14 protein-coding genes and 1 rRNA gene are annotated in these 18,286 nt (G+C 50.1%); 9 read left to right on the forward strand and 6 right to left on the reverse strand.

Annotated elements, in window-relative coordinates:
- Positions 1-3 precede the first annotated feature (3 nt).
- From mnmE to rpmH, 5 genes are all read right to left on the reverse strand, one after another.
- Positions 4-1,380: a tRNA uridine-5-carboxymethylaminomethyl(34) synthesis GTPase MnmE gene (mnmE, locus tag MKY86_RS31885; protein ID WP_076081918.1), complete on the reverse strand. Its 1,377-nt coding sequence runs from the start codon at positions 1,378-1,380 to the stop codon at positions 4-6.
- A gap of 84 nt (positions 1,381-1,464) precedes the next feature.
- Positions 1,465-2,199, reverse strand: a complete 735-nt coding sequence (gene jag, locus MKY86_RS31890; protein ID WP_036699874.1) for an RNA-binding cell elongation regulator Jag/EloR — start codon at positions 2,197-2,199, stop codon at positions 1,465-1,467.
- Positions 2,196-3,134, reverse strand: coding sequence for a YidC/Oxa1 family membrane protein insertase (locus MKY86_RS31895; protein WP_076081919.1), 939 nt, complete (start codon positions 3,132-3,134; stop codon positions 2,196-2,198). The genes jag and MKY86_RS31895 overlap by 4 nt, the downstream gene beginning before the upstream one ends.
- Positions 3,135-3,221: 87 nt before the next feature.
- A complete protein-coding gene (gene rnpA / locus MKY86_RS31900; protein ID WP_076081920.1) occupies positions 3,222-3,572 on the reverse strand; it encodes a ribonuclease P protein component in 351 nt (116 codons plus the stop codon).
- 380 nt (positions 3,573-3,952) lie between these two features.
- Positions 3,953-4,087: a 50S ribosomal protein L34 gene (gene rpmH / locus MKY86_RS31905; RefSeq protein WP_039295761.1), complete on the reverse strand. Its 135-nt coding sequence runs from the start codon at positions 4,085-4,087 to the stop codon at positions 3,953-3,955.
- A 759-nt stretch (positions 4,088-4,846) separates the two neighbouring features.
- On the opposite strand from rpmH, the gene dnaA reads away from it, so the two are divergent.
- The 6 genes from dnaA to gyrB all read left to right on the forward strand — a co-directional run bounded on the left by dnaA (position 4,847) and on the right by gyrB (position 11,170).
- The gene (gene dnaA, locus MKY86_RS31910) at positions 4,847-6,193 is read left to right on the forward strand and encodes a chromosomal replication initiator protein DnaA (protein WP_036728066.1); all 1,347 of its coding nucleotides are present in this window, start codon (positions 4,847-4,849) and stop codon (positions 6,191-6,193) included.
- A gap of 196 nt (positions 6,194-6,389) precedes the next feature.
- Positions 6,390-7,532: a DNA polymerase III subunit beta gene (dnaN, locus tag MKY86_RS31915; RefSeq protein WP_036728067.1), complete on the forward strand. Its 1,143-nt coding sequence runs from the start codon at positions 6,390-6,392 to the stop codon at positions 7,530-7,532.
- Between the two features lie 47 nt (positions 7,533-7,579).
- A complete protein-coding gene (gene yaaA / locus MKY86_RS31920; RefSeq protein WP_076081921.1) occupies positions 7,580-7,810 on the forward strand; it encodes a S4 domain-containing protein YaaA in 231 nt (76 codons plus the stop codon).
- Positions 7,811-7,830: 20 nt separating this feature from the next.
- On the forward strand, positions 7,831-8,949 hold the full coding sequence (recF, locus tag MKY86_RS31925) for a DNA replication/repair protein RecF (protein WP_036728069.1): 1,119 nt from the start codon (positions 7,831-7,833) through the stop codon (positions 8,947-8,949).
- A gap of 16 nt (positions 8,950-8,965) precedes the next feature.
- On the forward strand, positions 8,966-9,214 hold the full coding sequence (gene remB / locus MKY86_RS31930; RefSeq protein ID WP_036728071.1) for an extracellular matrix regulator RemB: 249 nt from the start codon (positions 8,966-8,968) through the stop codon (positions 9,212-9,214).
- 45 nt (positions 9,215-9,259) lie between these two features.
- On the forward strand, positions 9,260-11,170 hold the full coding sequence (gyrB, locus tag MKY86_RS31935; RefSeq protein ID WP_036728073.1) for a DNA topoisomerase (ATP-hydrolyzing) subunit B: 1,911 nt from the start codon (positions 9,260-9,262) through the stop codon (positions 11,168-11,170).
- Between the two features lie 99 nt (positions 11,171-11,269).
- On the opposite strand, the gene MKY86_RS31940 is transcribed toward gyrB, so the two are convergent.
- Complete coding sequence (locus MKY86_RS31940) at positions 11,270-12,157, reverse strand: YheC/YheD family protein (protein WP_076081922.1); 888 nt, start codon at positions 12,155-12,157, stop codon at positions 11,270-11,272.
- Between the two features lie 295 nt (positions 12,158-12,452).
- Between MKY86_RS31940 and gyrA the strand changes: the two genes are divergently transcribed.
- From gyrA to MKY86_RS31955, 3 genes are all read left to right on the forward strand, one after another.
- Positions 12,453-14,999, forward strand: coding sequence for a DNA gyrase subunit A (gene gyrA, locus MKY86_RS31945; protein WP_076081923.1), 2,547 nt, complete (start codon positions 12,453-12,455; stop codon positions 14,997-14,999).
- A gap of 160 nt (positions 15,000-15,159) precedes the next feature.
- Positions 15,160-16,260 carry an HD-GYP domain-containing protein gene (locus MKY86_RS31950; protein WP_036728078.1) on the forward strand — a complete coding sequence of 367 codons (1,101 nt, stop codon included), beginning with the start codon at positions 15,160-15,162 and terminating at the stop codon, positions 16,258-16,260.
- 376 nt (positions 16,261-16,636) lie between these two features.
- A 16S ribosomal RNA gene (locus tag MKY86_RS31955) occupies positions 16,637-18,197 on the forward strand.
- Positions 18,198-18,286: the final 89 nt, after the last annotated feature.

Consider the following 18,286-nt stretch of genomic DNA (forward strand, 5'->3'; position numbering starts at 1 on the left):
TTCTTATTTGCCCAAGCAGAATTGCGAGAAGATCTGGTCCAGCAGCGAATCAGCCGCCGTATCTCCAATAATCTCTCCGAGCTGCTCCCAGGCCAGACGTACATCAATCTGTATCATATCTATAGGAATCAGCATCTCCGCTGCCTCATAGGCATCCTGTAATGATTTATGTGCCTTCTTAAGCAAGGCTATATGCCTTACATTGCTTACATAAGTCAGATCGCCAGATTCCAGCTTGCCTCCGAAGAACAGTGCGGAGATCGCCTCTTCCAGTCTATCGAGTCCTTCCTCTTCCAGCACCGACATCGGTACAATACTCGCTTCAGCGAAAAAGGAGCGCAGCTTCCCCGTGTCCAGACGGGACGGTAAGTCCATTTTATTCATGATGACCAGCGCTTGTCTACCGTGGATTTGTTCCATCAGTGCCAGTTCATCCTCATGAAGCTCCTCATTGGCATTCAGCACCAGCAGAATCAGATCCGCATCGCTGAAAGCCGCCTTCGAGCGCTCCACACCGATTCTCTCCACCACATCCATCGTCTCACGGATACCGGCAGTATCCAGCAGCTTCAGCGGAATATTATTAATCGTTACATACTCTTCTATCACATCACGCGTTGTTCCCGGAATGTCGGTCACAATCGCCTTGTTGTCGCGGGCAAGCGCGTTCAGCAGTGAGGACTTCCCGACATTGGGCCTGCCCACAATAGCTGTCGTAATCCCTTCGCGCAGAATCTTTCCTTCATTGGCGGTTCGAAGCAGCTTATCTATGCCTTGCATAACCTCTTGACTCTTATCCTTGATGAAATCGGCAGTTAAGGATTCCACATCATGCTCGGGGTAATCAATATTCACTTCTATATGGGCCAGTGTCTCAATTAGCGTGTGCCGAAGCTCATGAATACGTGCGGATAACGAGCCGCTAACCTGCTTGAGGGCAACCGAGAAGGCCCGGTCCGATTTGGAACGAATCAGATCAATTACGGCCTCGGCCTGCGAGAGATCAATCCGTCCGCCCAAAAAGGCACGCTTTGTGAACTCTCCCGGCTCGGCCAGCCGGATGTCCTGCTGCAGCAGCAGATCCATTACTCTTCTTACAGAGATTACACCGCCATGGGCGCTGATCTCCACCACATCCTCCGTGGTAAAGGAGCGTGGTCCCTTCATGACGGTTACCAGTACCTCTTCCAGCTGTTCCCCGTCCTGCAGACTTACGATATGTCCATAATGCACCGTATGAGAATCAGCTTCCGTAAGGGGGATACGGCTTTTGAACAAAGGGGCCACTTGGGGGATTGCCTGCGGTCCGCTAACCCGGATGATGGCAATACCGCCCTCGCCCAAGGCTGTCGATACAGCGGCAATAGTATCACTAAGCATGTTTGTAATTCACCTCTGGTTTTGGTCTCTTCAAAAAAACAATGACTCCTCGCATAGGTCAAGGAGTCATTGCGGCATATGGTTCTACTTCAAAGTTATAACGACGCGGCGGTTCGGCTCTTCACCCTTGCTGAGGGTGTTCACCTGCTTGTGATCCTGTAATCTGGAATGGATAATCTTGCGTTCCTGTGGGGACATGGGCTCAAGGACCACCTCTTTGCGGGTTCTCACCACACGCCCGGCCAGACGGTCAGCCAGCTCCTCCAGTGTCTTCTTGCGGCGCTCCCGGAAATTCTCCGCATCCAGCACGAGCCGGATGAAGCTGTCAGAATACCGGTTGGCCACAATATTAGCCAAATACTGCAAAGCATCGAGAGTTTGTCCTCTTCTGCCAATCAGCAGCCCAAGCTCCGGACCGGAAATTTGCAGAACAGTTGATTCCTTGGCATGAACGATTTCAACTTCCACCTCAAGCCCCATGCTCTTGGCGACATCTACAATGAAATGAACGGCCTGACCGTATGCTTCTTCTACCGGGTGTCCGGAATCCTGGCGCGGTACACCGCTGATCGCCTCTGTATTGCTCTCTCTTGTTGTCTGCTGAGACAGTAGCGGAGCACTCGCCGCTGATGCCGGTGCGGCTTCCGGGATTAAGGTCAATTCCACCTTGGCACCCTTCGCACCGATCAATCCAAGGAATCCTTTTGACGGCTGTTCAAGTACGTTGACCGTTACCCGGTCCTTGTGAACTCCAAGCTGATTAAGTCCCCGTTCTACAGCTTCTTCAATGGTTTTCCCTGTCGCGACGACTTTGCTCATTTTGACTTTTTGACCCCCTTCTTCCCATTGCTTCCGTTTCCTTTAGCAGCAGGAGTTACATCTTTGCGGGCGTTAGAGTTGCTGTTCTTGCTTTTCGTCAGGTTAACATCCTTGGCCTTGCTGTTGCCTGCACTTACCGTAGCATTGGCAGCAACAAGTGCTGCTTTGTGCTTATCATTGTTGCGGTACAGGAAGTAGTTCTGGACAATGGTGTAAATATTGCTGTATACCCAGTACAGAGGCAGAGCAGCCGGGAAGTTGTAGGACATGATGAAGATCAGAACCGGATAGACCATCATCATGAACTGCATTGGACCCTGCTGTTGGACCGGGTTCATCTTGGTCATCATGCGGGTCTGAATGAAGGTGGTTGCGGCAGCGAGAACCGGCAGAATGAACAGGTGGTCGGGCTTGCCAAGCTGCAGCCACAAGAAGTCATGCAATCTGAGATCCGGGTTGTAGTAGATGGAATTGTATAGGGCAATAAAGATTGGCATTTGCACGATCAGCGGCAGACAGCCCGCCATTGGATTGACCTTGTTCTCCTGGAACAGCCGCATCGTTTCCTGCTGTACCTTTTCGGGCTCATCTTTATATTTCTTCTTAATCTTCTCAAGTTCCGGCTGAATCGCCTGCATGGCACGCGAGCTCTTCACCTGCTTAATCGTAAGCGGGAGAATCAGCGTGCGGACAATAATCACCATCACGAGAACGGCAAAGCCGTATTGGCCGTTGAACCACTTGGCGAAAGTATCCAGGGCTAAGGCGAAATAATAGACAACATTACTCTGCCAGAAGCCTCCATTTTTCAAATCCTCCGTAGTGTGCGTCACTGTTGTCGCAGACGGAGAGCATCCCGACAGAACAGCGATCATTAGAACCATTAACCCGAGGAGAAGAAACATTTTTCCTCGCTTAGTCTTCATTAGAGACACTTCAAAACCCCTCTCATAAACATTCCATTGCACCGTAAATCATAACATAATTATGGATACAAATAAACAAGCCCTCTTCAGGCTCTTTTACTTGCGTAAAGCCTTGAGCAGCTTGGCTTTGCGCAGCACATGCAGCACACTTTTCTCCAGCTCGGAGTAATCCTTGGAGAGCGCTCCTTTTCTGACAATGAAAACGATATCCAGATTGCCGGCAATTTCCGCCTCGTGGTGACGGACAATCTCCTTGACCAGCCTTCTCATCCGGTTGCGGACTACGGCATTCCCGACCTTCTTGCTGACGGATATGCCCACCCGGAATCGTTCCACTTCTCTTCTGGGGAACCAATACACCACATACTGATGATTCGCAAATGACTTCCCATGGCGGTATACGCGGCTGAAGTCGGCACGGTTTCGTAATCGTAAACTTTTGTGCACGGAAATCTCCTATTCAAATACCGGAATTGCTCCAGGCTCCGGTATTTCATCTTCTAATTAGTATTGTCATTCAAGGGAGACCATAAACAGTTACTGCGCCGGCCCTGGAGATCCCCTGCCAACAAACATAGACAGCTTGTGGAAGCTACAATCTAGTGAAATTGAATTCTTATATCTTTAAAAAAAGCCCCGCAGTAGCGTTAACATCCCCTGCAGAGCCTATCGTTTATTGTTGCAGCAGCAGAAGTAATGCGTGGGTTTCTGCTCACTGAGCATCATCCCATTCTGCGCTATATATAGAAGAGAAATAAAAACAGCTGATGCATTCTGCAAATAAAGCGTAAAAAAGGACCACAGCAGTGGTCCCAAAGTGGCCTATCTTACGCACTCAAAACTTTTCTGCCTTTCAAGCGGCGGGCTGCCAGCACTTTGCGGCCGTTTTTCGTGCTCATTCTTTTGCGGAAACCATGCACCTTTTTGCGTTTGCTCACATTTGGTCTGAACGTCGGTCTCATGTATTGCACCTCCCTTACAGGAACATAATTACTGTCATATAAGCAGAAACGGACTAAGCCGTCCTTAAAGTAGGGACAGTATCTACAAGTATTATCAATTTAATTTGGAGACATATCCTCACAGAAAACACCTTTATATATTTAAACACATTAATGCGCCAAAAGTCAACCATGTCTCTTTCTCCCTCTTTTTCCGGCTGCTCCACTTGTGCCCCCGATTTTTGGGACCAGCCGGAATCCGGAATCTTATCCCCAGCGTGTCCCGCCTCTTCACTAATCCTAACCCTAACCGCTTATCCACAAAGGAACACATCCAAAATAATAATCCACAGGCTTGTCCAGTTATCCACCTGTGATTAATTCCGGGCGAATTTTGCTCACAGGTGAGCACAACCTGTGTATAAAAAAATTGCCGCAGTCGCGGAAATTGTCGAACGGTAAACAAATTATCAACAATATGTAGTGGTGTGCCTAAAAATTATACACAAGTGATTGAATTTGTGGATAAAATGGCGTCGCTCATTGAAAAATAAGGGGCGTTTTGCTATGATAGTATTACTTTTGAATGTGAATAGATTTGTTTGTTCAATAAATTATCAACAAGCTGTGGATAAAGTTGTGAACAATTCAAATTTATCCATATTTTTTTGTCTCTTGAAGTTGCATACTGGGGATAAGATTAATCACCAACCCATTTTCTTCGACATTTCCACTTCATGGCTGATGCCACATTTGGAAGATTTAAAGGAGTGACAGTCTGTGGACAGCCATACTTCCGAATTATGGCAGCAAATATTATCGATTATTCAAACCAAACTAAGCAAGCCGAGCTTCGATACCTGGTTCAAGGCCACCAAGGCCACGACATTCAATTCCCAGGCTCTTATCATCTCGGCGCCTACAACCTTTGCCGTAGAATGGCTGGAAAGTCGCTATACCAAACTGGTAGGAGCAACGGTATATGAAGTTACCGGACAGCAGGTGGAAGTCAAATTTGTCATTGAGGAGAACAAGCCCTCTGAGCCTGTGGTTCAGCAAAGTGCGCCTACTCCCGTTGTTTCGCGCGAAGAGGCACAGACTCATTTGCTCAATCCCAAATACACCTTCGACACATTCGTGATCGGCTCAGGCAACCGTTTTGCGCATGCAGCCTCCCTTGCTGTAGCCGAAGCGCCGGCCAAAGCCTATAACCCTCTGTTTCTGTATGGAGGCGTAGGTCTCGGAAAAACTCACCTTATGCATGCGATCGGCCATTATGTGCTGGAGCATAACCCCAACAACAAGGTGATTTACATCTCCTCCGAGAAGTTCACGAATGAATTCATCAACTCCATCCGTGATAACCGCGGCGAAAGCTTCCGCAACAAGTACCGCAATGTTGACATTTTGCTGATTGACGACATCCAATTCCTGGCCGGCAAGGAGTCCACGCAGGAGGAATTTTTCCATACGTTCAATGCTCTTCACGAAGAACGCAAGCAAATTATCATCTCTAGCGACCGGCCTCCCAAGGAAATTCCTACTCTGGAAGAACGGCTGCGTTCCCGGTTCGAATGGGGACTGATCACAGATATCCAGCCCCCCGATCTTGAGACGCGGATTGCCATTCTACGCAAGAAGGCCAAGGCGGAGAACCTGGATATCCCGAACGAAGCCATGATGTACATTGCCAACCAGATCGACACGAATATCCGGGAGCTTGAAGGCGCGCTGATCCGCGTAGTGGCTTATTCTTCCCTGACGAACCAGGATGTGACGACACATCTGGCAGCCGAAGCGCTGAAGGATATCATCCCTTCGAGCCGTCCGAAGATGATCACCATTAACGATATTCAGCAAAAAGTCGGTGAATACTACAATTTGCGCATGGAGGACTTCAAAGCGCGGAAACGCACGAAGGCTGTGGCTTTTCCAAGGCAGATTGCCATGTATCTCTCCCGCGAGCTGACGGATTATTCGCTTCCTAAGATCGGCGAGGCCTTCGGAGGACGCGACCATACGACCGTTATCCATGCCCATGAGAAGATTACGCAGCAATTAAAGGTGGACCAGGAGCTCTATAAAGTGGTAAATAATCTTTCGGAGAAAATTAAAAATCCTTCCTAAGAGGAACAAAGAGCCTATACACAATCTATACACATGTGGGTAGGCTTAATTTTATGCTGTTTAGCCACTTATCCACATAAACGGAGCCCCTACTACTAATACTATTAAATAACTATAATAATTCATCTTCTAAGAGCAGGTTTCAAAGAGCATTTACGTACACCCATTTCCCAATTTTTCAGCTAGGAGTGAAATCATGAAAATCAGCATTCTCAAAAACGAGCTTAACGAATCCATCGGCCATGTCTCCAAGGCAATCTCCAGCAGAACAACTATCCCTATTCTGACCGGTATTAAGTTTGAGGTTAGCCATCAGGGCGTTACACTGACTGCAAGTGATACGGATATTTCCATTCAGTCCTTCATCCCTGCCGAGAATGACAGCCAGACGATCGTCAAGGTAGAGCAGCCGGGCAGCGTAGTGCTTCCCGCCAAATTTTTCGTAGAGATTATCAAGAAGCTTCCCTCCAAAGAAATTCACATGGAAGTCAAGGAAGGCTTCCAGACCTACATTTCCTCCGGCTCTACGGAGATTCAGATTGTAGGCCTCGATCCTGAAGAATTCCCTGTTCTGCCAAGCATTGAAGAGAATGAAACCATCTCCATGCCCGGTGATTTGCTGAAGAATATGATCAAGCAGACTGCCTTCTCCATCTCCACCCAAGAGACCACACCGATCCTGACAGGCATTCTGTGGAATCTGGCCGACAATGAATTCAAGTTCACGGCTACCGACCGCCACCGGCTCGCAACCAGAGCTGCACACTTGGAAGGCACAGAGAATATCCAGTTCGCGAATATTGTCATTGCCGGCAAAACGCTGAACGAGCTGAGCAAAATTATCCCTGATCAGAATATGCTGGTGGATATTGTCGTCGCCGATAACCAGGTGCTGTTCAAAATCGACAAAGTGCTGTTCTATTCGCGGATTCTGGATGGCATTTATCCGGATACTTCTAGAATTATTCCAACCACCTACAAAACAGAACTAACTTTGGACACAAAAAAATTAAGCGAATCGATTGACCGTGCTTATTTGCTGTCCCGCGAAGAGAAAACGAACATCGTCCGGATGCAGACCCTGGAAAACGGTGATGTGGAGATCTCTTCCAGCTCCTCCGAGCTGGGGAAGGTCCGTGAAGAGCTGGAAGTTATCGATTTCAAAGGCGAGCCGCTGCGCATCTCCTTCAACTCCAAATATATGCTCGATGTGCTGAAGGTGGTGGAGAGTGAGCAGCTCGTGATCGCCTTCACCGGCATGATGAGCCCGATTATTCTCAGACCGCTCGATGAGAGCCGCAGCCTGTATGTGATTCTGCCGTACCGGACAACTAATTAACGCCCTGTTCATGAACATGTGGATAAGTGGCTGAGAGGATCAAAAACATGAAAAAAATAGTTATCCACAGTGGATATATTAAGCTCGACCAGTTCCTGAAGCTCTCCGATTGTGTATCCACAGGGGGGATGGCCAAGGCGCTGCTGCAGGAAGGGCATGTGCAGGTGAACGGAGAGGTTGAAGAACGCCGTGGCCGGAAGCTCTACCCGGGTGATAGAATAGAGGTACAGGATAACGGCGTGTTTGAAGTTGAGGGCGGCGGCGTCAAGGAGGAGTAACCCTAAGGAGGAACAGGCTCTTGTTTGTCAAAAATATCGGACTGCAGGATTACCGCAACTATGGGCTGCTGCGTCTTGAGCATCTGGGCGATGTGAATCTCATTCTCGGACAGAACGCCCAGGGCAAAACCAATCTCATGGAGGCTTTGTTTGTCCTTGCGATGACCAAAAGCCACCGGACCTCCAAGGACAAGGAGCTGATCTCCTTCGATGCCCCGGCGGGCTCCGCACAGATTGTTGCTGAAGTAGAGCGCAAATACGGCGATCTTAAGCTGGAGCTGACCCTGTCCCCGCAGGGCAAGAAGGCCAGAATTAACGGACTGGAGCAACGGCGGCTCAGTGAATTCGTAGGCTCGCTGAACGTTGTAATGTTTGCTCCGGAGGATCTGGAGATTGTTAAAGGCACCCCGGGCATCCGGCGCCGGTTCCTTGACATGGAGATTGGCCAGGTTCAGCCGAGCTACCTGTTTCATCTGCAGCAGTACCAGAAAATCCTCCTCCAGCGGGGCAATTTGCTGAAGCAGTTATGGGGCAAGGAGGCTGGCGGTCGGGAGCTTCTGGACATCTGGGATGCCCAACTTGTAGAACATGGTGTTAAAATCGTCAAAAAAAGGAAACAATTCATAAAGAAGCTGCAGATATGGGCAGAAAGCATTCACCGGGGCATCACAAACGGCGGAGAAGAGCTCAAGCTGCTCTATGTCCCCTCGTTTGGTGAGCGTGAAGAGGAAGATGAAGCTGTCTTATTGGACAAATTTATGTTAAAGTTATCACAAACAAGAGATCAGGAAATCAGGCGCGGCATGACGCTGACGGGTCCCCATCGGGATGACCTGTCCTTTTTTATCAACGGAAGAGAAGCTCAGGTCTACGGTTCCCAAGGGCAGCAACGTACGGCAGCTTTATCGCTCAAGCTGGCGGAAATTGAACTGATCCATGAGGAGATCGGAGAATACCCTGTGCTGCTTCTTGATGATGTTTTGTCCGAACTTGATCCCTATCGTCAGACCCAGCTTATCGAAACCTTTCAGAGCAAGGTGCAGACCTTCATCACTGCCACCGGTGTTGAGGGACTGAACGCTGATAAACTAAAGGGTGCAATCCTGTATCATGTTCATGGCGGCAAAGTGGGGTTATAAAGAGCGGAGGAAGACCATGTATATTCATTTGGGCGGAGAAAAAATTATTCGATCCTCAGAGCTGATTGCTATATTTGATATATCGATTGAGAAGTCCTCCAAGGTATCGAAGCAGTTTATGACTCATTCCCAGCAGGATAAGAAGCTGGAACGCATTGGTGAAGAGGAAGCGAAGTCTATTGTCGTGACCAGGAATACTGTCTACTACTCCCCGATCTCCTCCTCCACTCTCAAAAAAAGAGCCAAGATCTTGTTAGAAATATAGGTTTCGTAAGTTACAAGAGATAATCTGAAAGAAGTAGGTGAAGGCATGTCAATGAATCAACCGACATATGATGAGAGCCAGATTCAGGTACTGGAAGGGCTGGAAGCAGTTCGGAAACGTCCCGGCATGTACATTGGCTCCACCAGCTCAAAAGGTCTGCATCATTTGGTCTGGGAAGTTGTCGATAATAGTATCGATGAGGCGCTGGCAGGTTTTTGCGACCGGATTCAAGTCATAATTACTGAGAATAACAGTGTGACTGTTATTGACAACGGGCGGGGAATTCCTGTCGGTGAGAACGTCAAGCTGAAGAAGTCCACGCTTGAAGTGGTCATGACTGTCCTGCATGCAGGCGGTAAGTTCGGCGGCGGGGGATACAAGGTGTCCGGCGGTCTTCACGGCGTGGGGATCTCTGTGGTTAACGCTTTGTCCGAGAAGGTAGTAGTGACCGTCAAGCGTGACGGGCATGTCTATCAGCAGGAGTACAACCGCGGCGTGCCGCAATATGACATCAGAGTGATCGGGGATACAGAGGAGACGGGGACCACCACCACCTTCCACCCGGACCCGGATATTTTTACCGAAACCACTACTTTTGAATACTCCACGCTCCTTACCCGTATCCGAGAGCTGGCCTTCCTGAACAAGGGCATTGAGCTGTCACTGCTGGATGAACGGACCGGAGTCAACAATACGTTCAAGTATGAAGGCGGTATTGTGGAGTATGTGAAATACCTTAACGAGAAAAAAGAAGCTCTTCATGAGGAACCGATCTACGTGGAAGGCTCACGGGATATGATCGCGGTTGAAGTAGCTCTCCAATATAACGATTCATATACAGAGAATATCTATTCATTCGCCAACAATATCAATACCCACGAGGGCGGAACGCATGAATCCGGCTTCAAGAGCGCTTTGACACGGATCATTAATGATTACGCACGCAAGGCTGGCGTGATCAAGGATAGCAGCCAGAATCTGACCGGCGATGATGTCCGTGAAGGTCTGACGGCGATTATTTCCGTCAAAATCCCTGAGCCGCAGTTCGAAGGCCAAACCAAGACCAAGCTCGGCAACAGTGAAGTCCGCGGGATTGTAGAATCACTGTTCGGCGAGAAGCTGCAGGAGTTCCTGGAAGAGAACCCTGCCGTCTCACGCAAGGTGCTGGAGAAGTCATTGCAGGCTTCCCGTGCCCGGGAAGCGGCCAAAAAGGCCCGTGAGCTGACCCGCCGCAAAAGTGCGCTTGAAGTCAGCGCCCTGCCGGGTAAGCTGGCGGACTGCTCCTCCAAGGATGCGTCGATCAGTGAGCTGTACATCGTCGAAGGTGACTCGGCGGGCGGATCAGCCAAGCAAGGCCGGGACCGTCATTTTCAGGCGATCCTGCCGCTGCGCGGTAAGATTCTGAACGTCGAGAAGGCCCGGCTGGACCGGATCTTGTCCAATGCGGAAATCCGGGCGATTATCACCGCACTCGGAACCGGGATTAGCGATGATTTCGACCTCTCGAAGGCGCGTTACCACAAGGTTGTCATTATGACGGATGCGGACGTCGACGGCGCCCATATCCGAACACTGCTGCTGACCTTCTTCTACCGCTACATGCGGAAGATTGTTGACGCAGGGTATATCTATATCGCCCAGCCGCCGCTCTTCAAGATCGAGCGCAACAAGGTTGTGCGCTATGCACAGACCGAGAAGGAGCGCGATGAGATCATTGCTGCCTTCGGTGAGAACGTGAAGGTTAATGTTCAGCGCTACAAAGGTCTGGGTGAGATGAACGCCGCTCAGCTGTGGGACACGACGATGGACCCTGAGAGCCGCACCATGCTGCAGGTGACCATTGAGGATGCCATGCTGGCGGACAGCATCTTTGATACCCTGATGGGTGACAATGTCGAACCGCGCCGTGAATTCATTCAGGAGCATGCGCAATCGGTTAAGAACCTGGATATTTAAGCCGCACATAGCGAACCTCCGGATTATCCCTTGCGGATGAAGCCGGAGGTTTTTTAGTAATACAGAGGGGTATATAGCCTGCCGTTTGAATACATAGAGCTAGAAGTTCGATATTCGCTTGCGGCGGCTGGTCACGGACTTCCGGTTAGGCTTCAACCGCCCATAGGCCACAGCGTAACGGTGGATTTTACGGTAAATTGCTTTGTTCGGGAACAATTTGAAGACAATGATGGAGGGTAAGGTGTTTACTTCAAGCAGCCATAGATCGTGATGCTGGTCCATGGCGACATCAAGCCCCAGCTCCTTAAGGCCTGGATAAGCCGTTTCGAGTTGCGCGCCGATTCGGACGCCCAGCGATTTGAGCTGCTGGGTAGTTGCGGACATTTCGTCAGAGGTCATATGCTCCTTGAACAGGGTATCTACCGGAAAAACACTGCCCCCGCTGTGATAATTCGTGATCACCTTCTGCGGTGCGGCGACCCGGCCAAGCATGCCTGTAGTCTCCCAGCTGCCCTGGGGATTCTTCTGGGTAAGCACCCGCAGGTCGAAGGGACGGTCCTGATGCTGCAGCAGATCAATGCCCTGCTGGACCAGATAGCTGCGGTCTTTAATCCGGGGTACCAGTGCGGCATGAAGCTCTTCAGGGCTATTAAAGACCTCGGCGTCCTTCGCATACCTGAGAATATACATCAGCTTCGGCTCTGCCGGTACTTCTGCTTCAATGCCTGCAGCTGCTGTCTCCGGTTCACGGGTCTCCGGCTGCTGCCCGCTGGGACTTAAGTGTACAACCCTCTGCTCGGCTCTCATCACTCCGCTGCCATAGGTGCCGCGGTCGGGCTTTATATATACCGTGCCATACAGATGCAGCATTTCTTTCAGATCCTCCAGGCCGTATTTGCGCGTTTCCGGAATATAGACCGAGAGCTGACGGTTTTGCAGAATGACTTTCGTTTTTGCCCATTTGCTGGACACGCGTTGAATCTTCATGTTCTGCCTCCGTTTCTTTACGCATAGCGAATTTTCAGGACAAGCCAACAAAAAAATGTTATAATATAAGGATATGAGATTATGCTTTTTGGGACGAAAACAGGGGCATGAAGCCAATTCTCTTGTCTCTACAGTCTATGTACTGAAGACAGCAGCGGAGAGGGCGTATACCCTTATCCGTACTAAAAGAAAATCAATATAGACGATAACAGGCTATCATGTTTAATTGTGCTGGTTTTGTGAAAGTAATATAATATAGGGTAGCGGTTTTTAACTGAAGGAGGTCCACCAACTCATGGCTGAACAAAATAACCCGCAAGTCAAAGATCGGGACATTGGCGTGGAAATGCGCGAATCCTTTATGGATTACGCAATGAGCATCATTGTAAGCCGGGCTTTGCCGGATGTGCGGGATGGACTTAAGCCTGTTCACCGACGCATTTTGTTTGCGATGTCGGAACTTGGTATGTCCTCGGATAAGCCACATAAGAAGTCAGCGAGAATCGTCGGTGAGGTTATCGGTAAGTATCACCCACACGGTGACTCAGCAGTCTATGAAACAATGGTACGTATGGCACAGGACTTCTCCATGCGCTATATGCTTGTAGACGGTCATGGTAACTTCGGTTCCATAGACGGAGACATGGCGGCTGCAATGCGTTATACAGAAGCACGTTTGTCCAAAATTGCCGGAGAAATGCTACGTGACCTGAACAAGGAGACCGTTGACTTCGCGCCCAACTATGACGGTGAAGAGAACGAGCCTGTAGTCTTGCCGGCGCGTTATCCCAATCTGCTGGTCAATGGTGTAGGCGGGATTGCGGTGGGGATGGCAACCAACATTCCTCCGCATAACCTCGGTGAGGTTATTGACGGTGTGCAGGCGATGATTAAGAATCCTGATATTACGCCTATGGAGCTTATGGAATATATTCAAGGCCCGGATTTCCCGACGGCCGGATATATTCTGGGCCGTGAAGGCATCCGTCAGGCCTACCGCACTGGACGCGGATCGGTTACCATGCGTGCCAAAGCGGTCATTGAAGAGAATAACGGCAAGGCCCGGATTATTGTGCATGAGCTTCCTTACCAGGTCAACAAAGCCCGGCTCGTGGAGAAGATTGCGGAGCTGGTGCGTGAGAAGCGCATCGAGGGCATAACGGATCTGCGTGATGAGTCTGACCGTAACGGAATGCGCGTAGTGGTTGAAATGAGACGGGATGTGAATCCGAGTGTTGTACTCAACAATCTCTACAAGCATACTTCTATGCAGTCCACCTTCGGGATCAACATGCTGGCTATTGTCAACAATGAACCGAAGATTCTGAATCTGCGCGATGTGCTGTATCACTATCTGCAGCATCAGATCGAAGTCATCCGCCGCCGGACGATCTTCGACCTTAAGAAGGCGGAAGCACGGGCGCATATTCTGGAAGGTCTGCGTATTGCCCTGGATCATCTGGATGAGGTCATTGCCCTGATCCGCGCCTCACGCACTACCGACATTGCCCGGGAAGGTCTGATGGAGACCTTCAGTCTAAGCGTAGAGCAGGCCCAGGCGATCCTCGATATGCGGATGCAGCGCCTGACCGGTCTGGAACGCGAGAAGATCGAGAACGAATATAACGAGCTTTTGGCCAAAATTGCCGAATACCGTGAGATTCTGGCCAATGAGCATCTTGTGCTGGATATTATCAGCAATGAGCTGCAGGAGATCCGGGATAAGTACTCCGATGACCGCCGTACAGAAATTACGGTTGGGGAAGAAAGCATCCTTGACGAGGATCTGATTCCGCGTGAAGAGGTTGTTATCACGATTACCCACACCGGTTACATCAAACGTCTTCCGGTCAACACCTACCGCAGCCAGAAGCGTGGCGGACGCGGTGTCATCGGGATGGACACCAAGGACCAGGACTTTGTGGAGCATCTCTTCGTGAGCAACTCCCATAACTACCTGATGTTCTTCACTGATAAGGGTAAGGTGTACCGGATTAAGGCCTATGAGATTCCGGAGCTTGGACGCACTGCCCGGGGAACGCCGATCATCAACCTGATTCAAATTGAGCAGGGTGAGAAGATCAGCGCGGTCATCCAGGTAGAGGAAGCGGACAGTGACAAGTACCTGTTCTTCGCTACCCGCGAGGGAATTGTGAAGAAGACGCCTCTGGAAGATTACAACAACATCCGTAAGGGTGGCCTGATTGCAATCAATCTCCGTGAGGAGGATTCACTGATTGAGGTGAAGCTGACAGACGGTGAGCAGAATTTGATTATCGGTACTGCACGCGGAATGTCGATTACCTTCTCGGAGAATGATGTGCGTTCCATGGGCCGCAGCGCTACCGGGGTTAAGGGAATCACGCTTGATTCCAATGACCATGTTATTGGCATGGACTGCGTAGACCAGGAGCTTGAGGTGCTGATCGTAACCACCAAGGGCTATGGTAAGCGGACACCTGCTGCTGACTACCGGTCCCAGACCCGCGGCGGTAAAGGCATCAAGACCATTAACCTTACGGATAAGAACGGACCGGTTGTCGGGCTGAAGGTCGTCAAGCAGGACGAGGACCTGATGATTATTACGACCAGCGGTACCCTGATCCGTACCAGCATGGACGGAATATCCACCATGGGCCGTTATGCGCAGGGCGTTAAGCTGATTAATATCCGTGAGGATGATGCTGTAGCTACACTGTGCAGAGCGGACAAAGAGGATGAAGAGCTGTCTGAGCATGAGGATGGCGAAGACATTCAAGGAGTTCCTGTAGAAGACGAAGGCGAAATTGAAGCTAGCCAGCCTGAAGCGGATGCCGTGAACGAAGACGATAGCCTCGAATAAGGATTGCAGGAGAGTATGGGTTTCTGATGTATAGAAATCCATGCTCTTTTTTTATACTCTATTAACTGATGAACGGGGAATTCTCTATCTAGCCGCTTCCCGGGTTCCATACTATAATTAGAGCATCATAGGTGTCACCGACATAAAGGGGCTTGGGCTAATGCCAAACATATCCGTTGGAGAGATTAAAGCGGGTTCAAAGATTATAAAGGATGTAATTACTCCTTTAGGAGGAGTATTGTTCGGGAAGGGCAAAATCATTCTCCCCCGGGATATTGAGATTTTGCAGGCTTTTTTGATCGGACAGGTTGAGATTGAAGGGGCACAAGGGGAAGACAAATCGGCAGAGAGCGCTAAACCGGCAGTGAAGCAGCAAGCGGCTAAGGCGGGTGCTCTGATTAATGAGTCGGTGCTGGCCAAGAGTAATTCTCCGCTTCACGATGAGTATGAGAAAATGCTGGTGCTTATCAAGCAAAGCTACCGTGCAGCGGCCGCAGCGGCTCTTCCGATCTTCGAACTGCGGAGTCAACTGGAGCTGCTGATTACCCATTTGAAGGATTACCATGTCTTAAAGTTTGCGCCGCGTGTGCTGATTGACCAGGAATATAACTATCATAATGCGGTCTTGTCTGCCCTGACCTCCTATCGAATTGCCCAGTGGTGCGGATATCCGCAGAAGGACTGGATGCAGGCTGCTTTTGCCGGCTTGCTGCACGATATAGGTAACATTAAGGTAGACGAAGCGCTGCTGCAGAAGCCAACCCCTCTAAGCGGTGCAGAGATTGACGAAGTACGCAGGCACACTACATACGGTTATCAGCTGCTGCGCAATGTTACAGCCATTAACGAAGGGGTTAGACTCGCCGCCTTGCAGCACCATGAGAAGATAGACGGTTCAGGGTATCCACTTAGGCTGGATGGCAGCCAGATTCATTTCTACGCCAAGATTGTGGCAGTCGCCGATATCTTCCATGCCATGACGCTGGGAAAAGCCTACAGAAAGGCACAGTCGCCTTATCTGGTATTGGAGCAGCTGCAGAAGGAGAGCTTCGGGAAGCTCGATCCGGTAATCGTACAGACCTTCATTCAAAAGACGACAGACCTATATAACGGTACACGGATACGGCTCAGCGATGGGCGTCACGGGGAAATCATCTTTACCGATCGTAACAACCCGACAAGACCTATGGTTCAGGTTGAAGGAAATATCGTTAATCTGATCAATGAACGGGAGCTTCATATTCAAGAAATTATTGCTTAAGCACGCGGACAGAGGAGTAGAGCTATGCTAACTTGCTTGCCGGGTTAGGGCCGGTTAGGGGAAGCGTAGCTTTAGATAATGATTTAGAAATAATGCTTGCATTGAATCTCAATCCGTGATATATTCTATTTCTGGCCGCGAAACATCAACGCCTGGCTCGAACAAGAAGTTAAAAAAAAGAGCTTGCATTGATCGGTTGGATATGATATATTATAAGAGTTGCTGGTGACGACGACATCGTCGCTAACAACGAGCTTGATCTTTGAAAACTGAACAACGAGTGAGTATCTGGAAATCACTTCGGTGAGATCCAAAATTAGAGAATGTAAATTCTCGTCAGATGTTTCAAAATGAGCAATCGCTCTTTCTAAATACCAATTTGGAGAGTTTGATCCTGGCTCAGGACGAACGCTGGCGGCATGCCTAATACATGCAAGTCGAGCGGAGTCTGAAAGGAAGCTTGCTTCCTTTCAGACTTAGCGGCGGACGGGTGAGTAACACGTAGGCAACCTGCCCTCAAGCCTGGGATAACTACCGGAAACGGTAGCTAATACCGGATAATTTCTTTTTTCTCCTGAAGAGAGAATGAAAGGCGGAGCAATCTGCTGCTTGGGGATGGGCCTGCGGCGCATTAGCTAGTTGGTGGGGTAACGGCCCACCAAGGCGACGATGCGTAGCCGACCTGAGAGGGTGAACGGCCACACTGGGACTGAGACACGGCCCAGACTCCTACGGGAGGCAGCAGTAGGGAATCTTCCGCAATGGGCGCAAGCCTGACGGAGCAATGCCGCGTGAGTGATGAAGGTTTTCGGATCGTAAAGCTCTGTTGCCAGGGAAGAACGTCCGGTAGAGTAACTGCTGCCGGAGTGACGGTACCTGAGAAGAAAGCCCCGGCTAACTACGTGCCAGCAGCCGCGGTAATACGTAGGGGGCAAGCGTTGTCCGGAATTATTGGGCGTAAAGCGCGCGCAGGCGGTTATTTAAGTCTGGTGTTTAAACCTTGGGCTCAACCTGAGGTCGCACTGGAAACTGGGTGACTTGAGTACAGAAGAGGAAAGTGGAATTCCACGTGTAGCGGTGAAATGCGTAGATATGTGGAGGAACACCAGTGGCGAAGGCGACTTTCTGGGCTGTAACTGACGCTGAGGCGCGAAAGCGTGGGGAGCAAACAGGATTAGATACCCTGGTAGTCCACGCCGTAAACGATGAGTGCTAGGTGTTAGGGGTTTCGATACCCTTGGTGCCGAAGTTAACACAGTAAGCACTCCGCCTGGGGAGTACGGTCGCAAGACTGAAACTCAAAGGAATTGACGGGGACCCGCACAAGCAGTGGAGTATGTGGTTTAATTCGAAGCAACGCGAAGAACCTTACCAGGTCTTGACATCCAACTAACGAAGCAGAGATGCATCAGGTGCCCTTCGGGGAAAGTTGAGACAGGTGGTGCATGGTTGTCGTCAGCTCGTGTCGTGAGATGTTGGGTTAAGTCCCGCAACGAGCGCAACCCTTGACTTTAGTTGCCAGCAGGTTGAGCTGGGCACTCTAGAGTGACTGCCGGTGACAAACCGGAGGAAGGTGGGGATGACGTCAAATCATCATGCCCCTTATGACCTGGGCTACACACGTACTACAATGGCCGGTACAACGGGAAGCGAAGCCGCGAGGTGGAGCCAATCCCAGCAAAGCCGGTCTCAGTTCGGATTGCAGGCTGCAACTCGCCTGCATGAAGTCGGAATTGCTAGTAATCGCGGATCAGCATGCCGCGGTGAATACGTTCCCGGGTCTTGTACACACCGCCCGTCACACCACGAGAGTTTACAACACCCGAAGTCGGTGGGGTAACCCGCAAGGGAGCCAGCCGCCGAAGGTGGGGTAGATGATTGGGGTGAAGTCGTAACAAGGTAGCCGTATCGGAAGGTGCGGCTGGATCACCTCCTTTCTATGGAGAATCGTCACCTGCAACGGTGACATTCAAATCGGAAGCTTAGCTTCCACAATAGAACCCTTGGGTTCGAATACTCACTCGTT

Source organism: Paenibacillus sp. FSL R7-0333, from assembly GCF_038000365.1.
Lineage (GTDB): Bacteria > Bacillota > Bacilli > Paenibacillales > Paenibacillaceae > Paenibacillus_AQ > Paenibacillus_AQ silagei.

What these genes read in the sequence shown, in the direction of transcription:
- mnmE (WP_076081918.1), bottom strand. Translation starts at nt 1,380, where the DNA reads ATGCTTAGTGATACTATTGCCGCTGTATCGACAGCCTTGGGCGAGGGC.
- jag (WP_036699874.1), bottom strand. Translation starts at nt 2,199, where the DNA reads ATGAGCAAAGTCGTCGCGACAGGGAAAACCATTGAAGAAGCTGTAGAA.
- rpmH (WP_039295761.1), bottom strand. Translation starts at nt 4,087, where the DNA reads ATGAGACCGACGTTCAGACCAAATGTGAGCAAACGCAAAAAGGTGCAT.
- dnaN (WP_036728067.1), top strand. Translation starts at nt 6,390, where the DNA reads ATGAAAATCAGCATTCTCAAAAACGAGCTTAACGAATCCATCGGCCAT.
- yaaA (WP_076081921.1), top strand. Translation starts at nt 7,580, where the DNA reads ATGAAAAAAATAGTTATCCACAGTGGATATATTAAGCTCGACCAGTTC.
- remB (WP_036728071.1), top strand. Translation starts at nt 8,966, where the DNA reads ATGTATATTCATTTGGGCGGAGAAAAAATTATTCGATCCTCAGAGCTG.
- gyrB (WP_036728073.1), top strand. Translation starts at nt 9,260, where the DNA reads ATGTCAATGAATCAACCGACATATGATGAGAGCCAGATTCAGGTACTG.
- MKY86_RS31940 (WP_076081922.1), bottom strand. Translation starts at nt 12,157, where the DNA reads ATGAAGATTCAACGCGTGTCCAGCAAATGGGCAAAAACGAAAGTCATT.
- gyrA (WP_076081923.1), top strand. Translation starts at nt 12,453, where the DNA reads ATGGCTGAACAAAATAACCCGCAAGTCAAAGATCGGGACATTGGCGTG.
- MKY86_RS31950 (WP_036728078.1), top strand. Translation starts at nt 15,160, where the DNA reads ATGCCAAACATATCCGTTGGAGAGATTAAAGCGGGTTCAAAGATTATA.